Origin of the sequence: [Clostridium] ultunense DSM 10521 (assembly GCF_000511955.1) — a bacterium.
Classification (GTDB): domain Bacteria; phylum Bacillota; class Clostridia; order Tissierellales; family Tepidimicrobiaceae; genus Schnuerera; species Schnuerera ultunensis.
On the sequence record NZ_AZSU01000003.1, the window covers coordinates 122,026 to 135,195 of the forward strand.

The 13,170-nt window shown below is 33.6% G+C and carries 12 protein-coding genes; all 12 read left to right on the forward strand.

What is annotated here, in order from left to right; all coding sequences use genetic code 11:
- Position 1: 1 nt before the first annotated feature.
- Positions 2 to 1,210 (forward strand): bifunctional phosphopantothenoylcysteine decarboxylase/phosphopantothenate--cysteine ligase CoaBC, encoded by a 1,209-nt coding sequence (gene coaBC / locus CUL_RS0107670; RefSeq protein ID WP_005586153.1) that lies wholly within the window; start codon positions 2 to 4, stop codon positions 1,208 to 1,210.
- Positions 1,211 to 1,263: 53 nt separating this feature from the next.
- Positions 1,264 to 3,744: a primosomal protein N' gene (gene priA, locus CUL_RS0107675; protein ID WP_005586155.1), complete on the forward strand. Its 2,481-nt coding sequence runs from the start codon at positions 1,264 to 1,266 to the stop codon at positions 3,742 to 3,744.
- 10 nt (positions 3,745 to 3,754) lie between these two features.
- Positions 3,755 to 4,225 (forward strand): peptide deformylase, encoded by a 471-nt coding sequence (gene def, locus CUL_RS0107680; protein ID WP_025641030.1) that lies wholly within the window; start codon positions 3,755 to 3,757, stop codon positions 4,223 to 4,225.
- Positions 4,226 to 4,241: 16 nt separating this feature from the next.
- Positions 4,242 to 5,171, forward strand: coding sequence for a methionyl-tRNA formyltransferase (gene fmt, locus CUL_RS0107685; protein WP_025641032.1), 930 nt, complete (start codon positions 4,242 to 4,244; stop codon positions 5,169 to 5,171).
- A 27-nt stretch (positions 5,172 to 5,198) separates the two neighbouring features.
- Positions 5,199 to 5,897 (forward strand): zinc metallopeptidase, encoded by a 699-nt coding sequence (locus CUL_RS0107690; protein WP_005586159.1) that lies wholly within the window; start codon positions 5,199 to 5,201, stop codon positions 5,895 to 5,897.
- A 73-nt stretch (positions 5,898 to 5,970) separates the two neighbouring features.
- Entirely contained in the window at positions 5,971 to 7,311 is a 1,341-nt protein-coding gene (gene rsmB / locus CUL_RS0107695) for a 16S rRNA (cytosine(967)-C(5))-methyltransferase RsmB (RefSeq protein ID WP_005586160.1), read from the forward strand.
- Between the two features lie 55 nt (positions 7,312 to 7,366).
- Positions 7,367 to 8,422, forward strand: coding sequence for a dual-specificity RNA methyltransferase RlmN (gene rlmN, locus CUL_RS0107700; protein ID WP_025641035.1), 1,056 nt, complete (start codon positions 7,367 to 7,369; stop codon positions 8,420 to 8,422).
- 10 nt (positions 8,423 to 8,432) lie between these two features.
- Positions 8,433 to 9,164, forward strand: coding sequence for a Stp1/IreP family PP2C-type Ser/Thr phosphatase (locus tag CUL_RS0107705; protein ID WP_005586162.1), 732 nt, complete (start codon positions 8,433 to 8,435; stop codon positions 9,162 to 9,164).
- A 17-nt stretch (positions 9,165 to 9,181) separates the two neighbouring features.
- Positions 9,182 to 11,110, forward strand: a complete 1,929-nt coding sequence (gene pknB / locus CUL_RS0107710) for a Stk1 family PASTA domain-containing Ser/Thr kinase (RefSeq protein WP_005586163.1) — start codon at positions 9,182 to 9,184, stop codon at positions 11,108 to 11,110.
- A gap of 10 nt (positions 11,111 to 11,120) precedes the next feature.
- Positions 11,121 to 11,999 (forward strand): ribosome small subunit-dependent GTPase A, encoded by an 879-nt coding sequence (gene rsgA / locus CUL_RS0107715; protein ID WP_005586164.1) that lies wholly within the window; start codon positions 11,121 to 11,123, stop codon positions 11,997 to 11,999.
- 1 nt (position 12,000) lies between these two features.
- Positions 12,001 to 12,657: a ribulose-phosphate 3-epimerase gene (rpe, locus tag CUL_RS0107720; protein ID WP_025641036.1), complete on the forward strand. Its 657-nt coding sequence runs from the start codon at positions 12,001 to 12,003 to the stop codon at positions 12,655 to 12,657.
- Between the two features lie 91 nt (positions 12,658 to 12,748).
- Positions 12,749 to 13,170: helix-turn-helix domain-containing protein (locus CUL_RS0107725; protein WP_025641037.1), on the forward strand; the 422-nt coding region annotated here is incomplete at its 3' end.

Consider the following 13,170-nt stretch of genomic DNA (forward strand, 5'->3'; position numbering starts at 1 on the left):
GATGCTAAAAGATAAGAATATAATAGTTGGGGTAACAGCTGGGATTGCTGCATATAAGGCGGTGGATTTGGTAAGCAGATTAAAAAAACAAAATGCCAATGTAGAAGTAATCATGACTGAAAATGCTACAAAATTTGTCTCACCTTTAACTTTTCAAACTTTAGCATTAAATCCGGTCTATGTAGATATGTTTAAAGAACCAAGAAATTATGATGTGGAACATATCTCTTTAGCAGAAAAGGCAGATGTTTTTTTAATTGCACCAGCTACAGCAAATATTATTGGTAAAATTGCCAATGGAATTGCCGATGATCTGTTGACTACTACTATTATGGCAACAAAGGCAAAAGTTATATTTGCTCCAGCTATGAATACCAATATGTATTTGAATCCAATTGTACAAGGAAATATGGATTACTTAAAAGGATTAGGTTATGAATTCATTAAGCCGGGAATAGGCATATTAGCTTGTCAAACCTATGGCCCTGGTAGAATGGCGGAATCAGCGGATATTGTTGAATATGTAATAGATAGTTTTTATGATAAGGATTTAGTTGGAAGAAAGATTCTGGTTACTGCTGGGCCTACAATAGAGCCTTTAGATCCAGTACGGTATATTACAAACCATTCTAGTGGAAAAATGGGCTATAAAATAGCAGAGGAAGCAAATAAAAGAGGGGCAGATGTTGTATTGATTAGTGGCCCAACGAATTTAGAACCTCCAACAGGAGTGGAAATCATTAAGGTAAATACTACAAGGGAAATGTTTAATGCTGTAGAAGAACATTTTTATCAATGTGAAGTACTAATAAAAGCAGCTGCGCCTTTGGATTATAGACCTGAAGTGGTCAGTAATGAAAAGATTAAGAAAAAAGATGGAGAAAAAGATGAATTAAATATTAAATATATAAGGAATCCAGATATTGTTGCCCATTTTGGAAATCTCAAAAAGAACCAAATAGTTGTTGGATTTGCAGCAGAGACTAATAATCTAATTGAACATGCTAAGGAAAAACTGGCAAAGAAGAACTTGGATTTCATTGTTGCTAATGATGTTTCTAAAGATGGTGCTGGTTTTAAAACGGATACTAATCTGGTAACCATTATAGATAAAGATGGTATGGTTACTGATTACCCAATATTGGATAAGTTACAAGTAGCAAAAATAATCCTGAATAAGGTTAAAGAATTGATAAACGATAAAAGCTAGATGACTACCTTTATCTAGCTTTTAATGTTTAATCCATATAAGGGAATGATTTTATGAATAAGAAGTATGCTCAAGTGGTTATAGACAATAAGGCTTCAAGTACTGACAAGCCTTATACATATTTAATTGATTCTAATATGTTGGATTCTGTAGAAGAAGGCATGAGGGTTTTAGTACCTTTTGGAAGAGGGAATAAGGTAATTAAGGGAATTGTCATTAATGTTCAGGAGGATTATGAAAAGAAGTATCAATTAAAAAAGATAATAGATATTATTGACGACAAACCCCTTATATCTAAGGATTTAATAGATTTAAGTATATGGATGTCCAAGGAGTACTTATCCCCTTATATTGATGCACTCCAGACGGTTTTACCTCCTGGAGACTTTAAAGAGGTTAAAACCAATATTATTCTTAAGGAGTTGGATTCTAAAGTCTATGTTGATTTAAATCCTTTAGAAAAAAATATTGTTGATTTAATTAAAGAAAAAGGTGGAAAAATAGAATTAGAATTCTTGAAAGGTTTAATAAAAAACAAGGTAACTAACAAGGTTATTAGGGAATTAGAAAAAAAAGGAATAATTGAAACCTCTTTGGAAATCCAAACTTCTATAGAAAAAAAATATGAAAAATTTGCTTTTATAAAGGATAGTTCTATTTCCTATGAAGAGATGTTAAATATAATAGGGAAAAGAAGTTACAAACAGCTGGAAATTGCAAAATACCTATGGACTAGGGATGAAATATCTATAAAAGAGTTGATGACCAGAACCGATAGCTCCCTTTCTACAATAAAGGCTTTAGAAAGGAAGGGTATAATTGGGATATTCGAAAAGGAAGTCTATAGAACTCCCATTAAGAAGGATATTAAGCCCTATGAGAAACTCCAACTATCTTTAGAACAAAGGTATTGTGTTGATACTATATTAGAGAGTATTAATAATGGAGAGAAGAACAATAAGTTTCTTATCCATGGTGTAACGGGAAGCGGTAAGACGGAAATATATCTCCAATTAGTAGAAGAGATGATTAAAAGGGGGAAGGAAACCATAGTCCTTGTACCAGAAATTGCCTTAACACCTCAAACTATCCATAGATTCGTGGGAAGATTTGGAGATAATGTAGCCCTTCTTCATAGTAAACTATCTTTTGGCGAAAGGTTTGATCAATGGCGGAAGGTAAAAGAAGGGAAGGTAAAGATAGTAGTAGGTGCACGCTCAGCAATATTTGCCCCTTTTACCAATCTAGGTCTTATTATTATCGATGAAGAACATGAATCTACCTATAAATCTAGCATGAACCCTAAATATGATACTATTGAAGTGGCTGAGAAAAGATGTGAACAGTTAGGGGCTTTCCTAGTTCAGGGTTCTGCCACTCCTTCTATTGAATCCTATTATAGGAGTAGAAAGGGAGATACAAAATTATTGAATTTAAAAAAGAGGGTAAAGGACAAAAAACTCCCCGAAGTTAAAATCGTGGATATGAGGGAGGAACTTAAACTAGGCAATAAATCCATATTTAGTAAGGAGCTTTATGAAGCAATCGACGAAAACCTTAAGGTGGGAAATCAGACTATACTTTTTTTAAATAGGAGGGGATATTCCACCTTCGTCTCTTGCAGACAATGCGGATATGTAGTAAAATGTAGTGAATGTAGTATATCTATGACTTACCATTTGGGAGACAATAAATTAAAATGTCATTATTGTGGCCTTGCCATAAACCCACCTAAAATATGCCCAGTTTGTAGAAGTAAATATATTAAATATTTTGGTATAGGCACAGAAAAGGTGGAGGAGTTCACAAGGAAATTTTTTCCAAAGGCTGTAGTAAAGAGGATGGATATGGATACTACTAGTCGAAAAGGAAGTCATGAATCTATTCTTAACAAGATGAAAGATGAAAAGATAGATATTTTAATAGGCACCCAAATGGTGGCAAAAGGGCTAGATTTTAAAAATGTTACTTTGGTTGGAATAATTGCAGCAGATACTAGTCTCAATTTGCCGGATTTTCGTTCTTCTGAAAGAACTTTCCAGCTTATTACCCAAGTAGCAGGGAGGGCTGGCAGAGGTGATTTGGAGGGTAAAGTAGTAGTCCAAACCTATAATCCTGATCATTATAGTATTCAATATGCAAAGGATCATGATTATTTAGCTTTTTATAATAAGGAAATCCTCTTAAGGAAGGAATTCAACTATCCTCCCTTTGTCAATTTAATATCTATTGTAATATATGGAGAAGATAATATGCATGTAGGAATGATAACTAGAAAAATTTACAATCTATTGATTGAAAACATAGAAGATAGTGGTCTTAAGGATTTAAAAGATAGTATTGTTGGCCCTTTTCCAGCTCCATTGGAAAAGATTAAGAAAAATTACAGATACCAAATAATTATTAAATCTAAGGATGAATATATGGAACAGTTAAAACAGGTAATAGAATGGGTATGTATATTGAATAGGAATAAAATAGATTTAACAGGAGTTAAATTCAATATAGATATTAACCCTAATTCAATATTGTAGGAGGAGAAATATGGCTATTAGACAGATTAGATATATTGGAGATCCCATCTTAAGAAAAACTTCTAGAAAGGTTACCGAAGTAAATGAAAGGATAAAAATCTTACTTGATGATATGATAGATACCATGTATGAAAATGAAGGGGTAGGTTTAGCTGCACCTCAAGTAGGAGTTTTAAGAAGAGTTGTGGTTATAGATATTGGAGAAGGACCAATAAAACTTGTAAATCCAGAAATAATTGAAGAAAAAGGAGAAAATATTGATGTAGAGGGTTGTTTGAGCGTCCCTAATAGGGCTGGAACCGTTAAAAGGCCTGAAAGAGTTAAAGTAAAATATTTGGATGAATATGGGGAAGAAAAAACACTAGAAGGAATAGGATTGTTAGCAAAGGCTCTTTGTCATGAAATAGATCATTTAAATGGAATACTATTTATTGATAAAATGATCCAAGAAATAGTACCAGAAGAAGAGGAACAAGAATAGGACTGGGGGTGATAGTATGAGGGTTGTATTTATGGGTACACCTGAGTTTGCTGTCCCATCTTTAGAAGCCTTGAATAAAAATGGATACCATATTCCCTTGGTAATTACTCAAAAGGATAGACCTAGAGGTAGAGGTAAAAAGGTACATCCCACACCTGTAAAGGCGAGGGCTCTGGGATTAGGATTAGAAGTTTATCAACCAGATTCTGTAAACTCTACAGAATCTATAAATAGGTTAAGGGAGATTTCACCAGATTGTATTGTAGTAGTAGCATATGGTCAGATATTAAAGAAGGATGTTTTTAATTTACCACAATATGGGTGCTTAAATATACACGCTTCTCTTCTACCTAAGTATAGAGGAGCAGCTCCTATAAATTGGGCTATTATTAATGGGGAGCGGGAGACGGGAGTTACTATAATAAAGATGGATGAAGGTTTAGATACGGGAGATATGCTTAAATATGAATCCATACCCATAGCTGAAGAGGATGATTCGGAATCAATCCACGATAAATTGTCTCAGCTGGGTGGAAGTTTGATTGTTGAAACATTAAAGGATATAAAAAAGGGCAATATAACTAGTATACCTCAATCTGATGAACTATCTACTTATGCACCTAAGATTTCTAAGGAAATTGGCAAAATAGATTGGAATGAGAATGGAGATAATATAATAAACCTAGTGCGAGGTCTAAAACCTTGGCCTTCTGCTTATATGGTTTACAAAGGTAAGAAAGTTAAAATCCATAAAGCTAAAAGAATTGAAAAGTTTTCCCACCAGGATAATGGAGTAATAATAAAGGTTTCTGATGATGGAATATATGTGAATTGTTCCGATTCATGTATTGTTATAGAGGAATTGCAATTCCCTGGAAAGAAGAAACTTAATGTATCTGAGTATTTGAGGGGAAATCAATTGGATTCAAATATAAGATTAGGATAATGGAGTTTGATTTCAGGAGGGGATAGTATGTATTATGGTGGATATTATGGTGGAGTTGGAGGAACCTGGTTCTTAATTTTAATGCCTGCTTTATTATTAGCTATGTATGCTCAATTAAAGGTTACTTCATCTTTTAATAAGTATTTAAGGGTGCAGAGTGGCTCTGGCTATACTGGTAGTGAAGTTGCAAGAATAATATTGGATAGGAATGGACTGCATGATGTTAGGATTGAACAGGTAGGCGGGAATCTAACAGATCATTATGACCCTAGGTCTAAAGTTATTAGATTGTCAAGAAATGTATATAATGGCCATTCTGTTGCAGCTGTGTCTGTAGCGGCTCATGAGGTTGGGCATGCAATCCAGCATGATGAAGGTTATTTTCCACTTATTTTAAGAAACAATATTGCACCTATTGCAAGTATAGGTTCACGATTTGTTTGGATTTTAATATTATTGGGTTTGGTAATTAGTCCATTTTTAATAGAGGTAGGAATACTACTCTATGTGGCAGTAGTTTTATTCCAAGTTATTACTCTGCCAGTGGAATTTAATGCTAGTAAAAGAGCATTATACCAGTTAGAAAATGGTATAGTTTATAGAGATGAATTAGATTCTTCTAAAGAAGTATTAAATGCTGCTGCCCTAACCTATGTTGCAGCAACCTTAGTTGCTTTGGGCCAGCTATTGAGGCTTTTATCTATATTTGGTAGAAGGAGAGATTAGCTATATAAAATGGAATAGACTATATTTTTGCCTGGCGCAGTCCAGGCAAAATATTTTATAGGGAGAGTTATATATGAATTCTAGGGAAATAGGGCTAAAAATTTTGATGGATATAAAGCTAAAAGGAGCATATTCTAATTATGCAATCAATAAATTTTTAAAAGATGAAATGGATGTAAAAGATGAAAACTTAATAAGGGAGTTGGTTTATGGAGTAGTAGAGAATTGTCTATATTTAGACCATATTATTTCAAAACTATCCAAAGTAAAGATCAAAAAGATTCAACCAGCTATTTTGGAGATTTTACGAATGGGAGTATATCAAATTGCCTTTATGGAGAAAATTCCAGATAGAGCAGCTGTAAATGAGGCAGTCATTTTATCTAAAAAATATGGTTATAAAGGGGCTAGTGGTTTTGTAAATGGTGTATTGAGAAATTTTTCAAGAAATAAGGAAAGTCTGATGATGGTGGAGGAAAAAAATCCAATAACTTATCTATCTATTATGTATTCTCACCCTAAATGGATGGTGGAAAGATGGGTTGATGAATATGGCTATGAATTTACCGAAAAGTTATGTAGGGAAAATAATAATAAACCTAGGTTAAATATTAGGGTAAATAGGTTGAAGACCAGTAGGGAACAATTAATGGACAGTTTATCTGATTATGGATATATGGTCTATAAGACCAAATATGCTAAAGATGGGATTATAGTAGATAATCCAATTAGGATCACTGAGGTAAAAGAATTTAAACTAGGCCATTTCACTATCCAAGATGAGAGTAGTATGTTGGTCAGCCAAATAGCTAATCCAAAGGAAGACAGTTTGGTCTTAGACCTATGTAGTGCACCCGGTGGGAAATCTACCCATATGGGAGAACTTATGGGCAATAAAGGGAGAATAATAAGCAGGGATATATATGATCATAAATTGGATTTGGTGAGAGAAAATTTCGGTAGATTAGGAATTGATATCATAGAAATAGAAATATTTAATGCTTTGGATTTAGATAAATCAATGGTGGGAAAAGTGGATTATTGTATTTTAGATGCTCCTTGCTCTGGATTGGGAATTATCAGGAGGAAACCCGATATTAAGTGGAATAGGAAAGAGGAGGATATTAGGGGTCTAAAGGAAATCCAAATAAATATATTGAATATAGCTAAACATTATGTGAGACCAGGAGGTACTATTATCTATAGTACATGTACCATAGGAAGGGAAGAAAATGTGGATGTAGTCAATGAGTTTTTAAAGGATAATAAAGAATTTAGATTATCGGGGTTTGAAGATTCAGTGGATTCTATAGAAAATATTGATACGGTTAAAGATGGGTACGTTCAGTTGTTTCCTCATATTCATGGTACCGATGGGTTTTTTATTGCAAGAATACAAAAGAAGAATGATTAAATTTCTATTTAGTATGATATAATATAAAATTAGGAATAAATATGAGGTGAATTTTTTGGATAAAATCGAATTAAATAGTTTAACCTTAAAAGAATTGGAAAAGTTTATGGTTGGCATTGGTGAGAAAGGGTATCGTGGAGAACAGTTATTTACTTTTTTCCATAGGAATTATGGCCATAAGATTGAAGATATTTCTGTATTTTCCATTGGATTACGGGACAAGCTAAAAAAATTTGGAAGGGTAAACAATATTGAAGTTTTGAAAAGATTTGATTCAAATATAGATAATACTAAAAAATATCTATTCTTGTTGGAGGATAATAATATAATAGAGGGAGTAGTAATGGAATATAAACATGGTCTAACTGTCTGTATTTCTACTCAGGTAGGCTGTAAGATGGGATGCTCTTTCTGTGCTTCCACCAAGGAAGGATTTATTAGAAACCTAAGTCCGTCAGAAATGGTAAATCAGATATATAGTATGGAGAAGGATTTAAATAAAAAAATTAGCAATATAGTTTTAATGGGAAGTGGGGAGCCCTTAGATAATTATGAAAATACTTTAAAATTTTTATATATAATCCATCATGAAAAGGGACATAACATAAGCTATAGAAACATTACTCTATCTACTTGTGGTGTGGTGCCTAGGATTTATGATCTAGCAGATGAGGGGATTCCTATAACTTTATCCATTTCCCTCCATTCACCTCTTGATGATATAAGGAGTAATATGATGCCTATTGGCAACAGATATTCAATTAATGATATAATTAACAGCTGTAAATACTATTATAACCAAACCAATAGAAGGATTACTATTGAATATACATTAATTGAAGGGGTTAATGATAGGGATAGGGATTTGGAGGAAATAGTAAAAATATTGAAAGATTTAAATTGCCATATTAATTTAATACCTTTAAATCCGATAGAGGAGTTTGATGAGGAAAGACCGACAGGTAGGAGCGCCCAAAGGTTTAGAACAGATTTAGAAAGAGCAGGAATACCAGTTACTATACGTAGAGAAATGGGCAGTGATATTAGTGCTTCCTGTGGACAGTTGAGAAGGAGTTACATTAGAGATAGAGACAGAAAAACTTTTCAGTGAGGTGATTTTTATGGAGATTGGGGTAAAGACGGATATTGGAAGGATTAGGGATATTAATCAGGATGCTTATTATATTTCTTCTCATAAAGAACATCCTTTATTTATTATTGCCGATGGGATGGGAGGTCATAAAGCCGGAGAAATTGCCTCAAGGATGGCAGTTGAGATAATAAGCTCAAGATTAGAAAAAGATTTAAAACGTTTAGAATTAGATGATAGCGGTATTAAGGACAAGATTGTGTGTTCTATAAGCAAGGCTAATGAGAAAATTTATAGGAAAGCATTAGAAGAGGAAAAGTTTTCAGGTATGGGAACTACTGTTACTTTAGCTTATAAAAATAATGAAAAAATATTTATTGGTCATGTAGGTGATAGTAGAGCCTATTTATTTAGAAAAGGTGTCTTATCTCAAATAACTAAGGACCATTCTTTAGTTGAAGAACTTATAAGGAACGGGAGCATTAGTAAAGAAGAGGCAAAGCTCCATCCCCAAAGAAATATAATCACTAGGGCCGTAGGAACTAGCAAAGAGATTGAATCAGATTTAATTGTCCAAGAAAATAATAAAGGCGATATACTTTTATTATGCACTGATGGATTAACCAATATGTTGATGGATGAGGAGATAAAAGAGTACTTACTTGTTAACGAGGATATGCAAAAGGTTTGTGATGAGTTAGTGAAGCTTTCTAATGATAAAGGCGGGTATGATAATATTACCGTCTTGGCAATTAAATTTTAGTAAAGTGGGGTGAAAAAATGATTGGAACTGTACTTGGTAATAGATATGAGATAATAGAAAAAATTGGCGGGGGTGGCATGGCCCTTGTATATAAGGCAAAGTGTAGGCTTTTGAATAGAAATGTAGCAATTAAAATACTAAGGGATGAATTTATTAACGATGAAGAATTCATAAAAAAGTTTAGAAGGGAATCCCAGGCAGCAGCAAGTCTTTCTCATCCAAATATTGTAAATATCTATGATGTGGGAGTAGATAAAAAGAATGGCCATGATATTCAATATATTGTTATGGAATACATTAAAGGGAAGACTTTAAAGGATGTAATTAGGGAAAAAGGCAAACTTACAGTAGCAGAAACCATAGATTATTCTATACAAATTGCGGAAGCATTAGAACATGCCCATAAAAACCATATAGTCCATAGGGATATTAAGCCTCACAATATTATGGTAACTGAGGATGAAAGGATTAAGGTAACTGATTTTGGCATAGCAAGGGCAGCTACAGCTTCCACAGTAACAAATACGTCGAATGTAATAGGTTCTGTTCATTATTTTTCGCCAGAACAGGCTAGGGGAGGATATACGGATGAAAAATCTGACATTTATTCTCTTGGTATAGTGATGTATGAAATGATTACGGGAAAAGTACCCTTTAAAGGCGACAGCCCTATAACGGTGGCATTAAAACATATTCAAGAGGAGATAGTTCCCCCTAGAGATTTGGATAATACAGTACCTATAGGTTTACAGAATATCATAATGCGATGTGTAAAAAAGAGTCAAGTTGATAGATATAGTACTGCCAATGAGCTATTAAATGATTTAAAAAGGTTTAAATTTGCTAATGAAGATTTATCCCTAGAGGATACCAATATAATAGAAGCGCCAACACAAATAATACCTGCGGTAGAAGATGGGAATGAAAATAATATGAAAAAATCTAAGAAGAAAAAGAAGAATAGCCAGGGAGATGGAGGTTTAAAAGTCGTATTCCTTGCTATATTATTAGCTTTTATCGTGGTAAGCTCTCTAGCTTTAGGCTTTTTCAAACTTAAAGATTATTTTATATCTTCAGAAGTAGTAGTACCCAATTTAGTGGGAATGTATAAGGATGAAGCTAAGGAGGAAGTCGAAAAATTGGGGTTGGAGTTTAGCGTAGTGAATGAGGTATATAATAATGAGTTTGAAAAGGATCAGATAGTTAATCAGAGAACTAAAGCTGGAACAAAAGTTAAAGAAGGCTTTACAATAGAAGTTACAATAAGCAAGGGAGGGAATTTAGTTAAAGTTCCCAATTTAATCAATAGAAATATTAATGAAGTAGATAGTTTATTGAGGGAAGCGAATTTAGCAGAGGGACTTGTGGATTATGATTATCATGATACTATAGAGGCAAATTTGGTTATCAGTCAAAGTCCTGACCCTTATAATGAAGTGGAAGAAGGAACAAAGGTTAATGTTGTAGTCAGCCAAGGACCGAAGAAAAAACTGGTTATTATGCCAAAGCTTATAGGCCTTAGCGAAAAAGAGGCTAAAAACGCTTTGGTAGCGTATGGATTGGTTTTAGATAATACTAAAAAAGAAACAAATGATGAATATGCTGAAGGTTTGGTATTCTGGCAAAGTATTGAGCCTGGCACAGAAATAGAGACCAATACTGCTGTAGATATCTATGTTAGCACAGGACCAAAGGAGGAACCAGAACCTGTTGAAACGGATAAGGAAATTCCTTTCAAAATTAGTTTAACGCCTATAAGTGAAAATGAAGAAGTAGAAGTCAAGGTAAAAAGAATCCAAGATGGAAATAGTGAAGTCGTATATAATAAGGTTCATAAGGTAGATGGCAAATCTATTACTATACCGGTAAAAGGTAAACCAGATGCTAAATTTGAAGTTTATTATGATGACGTATTTATAGATCAAATAGCTCACCCTGAGGGATAGGAGGTTTTATATGCTAGAAGGTATTATTATAAAAGGGATTGGTGGATTTTATTATGTAAAAACTGGAGAAGGTATCTATGAATGTAGAGCTAGAGGTGTTTTTAGAGAAGATAAAATAACACCTTTAATAGGAGATAATGTTTTAATTCGCATAAGTGAAGAGGATAATACAGGATATATTGAAAAAATAATGGAAAGAAAATCCCAATTAATGAGACCTCCTGTAGCAAACGTGACTCAGGCAATTATAGTTATGAGTATAAAAAAGCCGGATATAAACTATTGGCTATTGGATAGATTTATAGTTATGGCAGAACATCAGAATTTAAATATTGGTATATGTATAAATAAGATAGATTTAAGTTTAGAAGATGAAATTCAACAGATTGATAAAATCTATGGTAAAACTGAATATCCCATAGTTAAAACTAGTACAAAATCAGGGGAAGGCATAGAGGATTTAAAGAAAATTTTAAAAAAGAATGTTACAGTTTTCGCAGGACCTTCTGGAGTTGGAAAATCATCCTTGTTGAATAGAATGCATCCTGGGCTGGAATTAAAGATTGGGGATGTAAGTAAAAAAACCACAAGGGGCAAACATACTACCCGTCATGTAGAGCTAATAGATATGGATTCCCAATCCTTTGTACTTGATACCCCTGGATTCAGCTCTTTAAATTTAGATTTTATCGAATCGGAAGAGGATTTAGGTAGGTATTTTAGAGAAATATTTGACTATAGCCACAAATGCAAATTTATTAATTGTTTACATCATAAAGAACCAAACTGCGAAGTTAAAAGACAAGTAGAAAAAGGGAGTATAAGCAAAGAAAGATATGAAAACTATTTACAGTTTCTAGGAGAGATTAAAAATACTAGGAGGTTTTAGTATGGCTAAGATTTCACCTTCCATATTATCAGCAGATTTTGGGAATTTAAAGGAGGAAATACTTAAACTAGAAAGGGGTGGAGCTGACTATATCCACTTAGATGTAATGGATGGAATATTTGTTCCCAATATAACCTTTGGTCCGCCTGTTATAAAAAAGTTAAAGGATATTACTCAAACACCCTTTGACGTACATTTGATGATAGATAGACCTGAAAGGTATATAAAGGATTTTGTAGCGGCTGGAGCAGATATTATTACTGTCCATGAAGAGTCTACTATACATCTACATAGAACTATAGAGGAAATTAAATCCCATGGTGTAAAAGCTGGAGTTGCTTTAAACCCTTCCACACCTTTAGATAGCCTAGAATATGTATTAGATTATATAGATTTGGTCCTAATAATGACTGTTAACCCAGGGTTTGGAGGACAGAAATTTATAGCTTCTATGGAGGGAAAGATAAAGAATATGAGGCAAATTATCGATGAGAGAAATTTGAACATTCTATTAGAGGCAGATGGGGGGATTAAATTAGATAATGCTAAAGAAGTAATCCGCTGTGGATTGGATATTATAGTAGTCGGTTCTGGCATATTTGAGGCTGAAGATGTAGTGGAAAGAACTAAAATGTTTAAAAGATTTGATATGAGATAATACATTTGTGACAAGAAAATATGAAAAAAGGAAAGGCCTCTGATATAATGTTATTCGCCACAAAAAACAAATATCGGAGGGATCCTTTCCTATGAAAACAATTATAACAGAAGAAATGAGATTTCGTCAAAGGGTAGTTAAATATGCAATCAAACATAATAACAATGCAAAAGCAGCTAGAAGATATCATACCAGCCGCCAACAGGTATGGCGTTGGAGAAAAAAGTATGATGGAACCATAAAATCTTTGGCAAATAAAAGCAGAAGACCCCATTCTCATCCTAATCAACATACACAGGAGGAATTGGGCTTAATACGATATAAGCACCGTTATCATCGCCATGAAGGTCTGGCACAAGTATATCGTAAATTAAGAGATGCTGGTTATACAAGAACTTACGACTCCATGTGCAGACAAATAAGGAAAATGAAGCTAAATACACCAAAAAAACGAAAAAGCTATCCTAAATCTAAGTATCGTAAAAACCCAGCTACCTATCCAGGCGAGCGGGT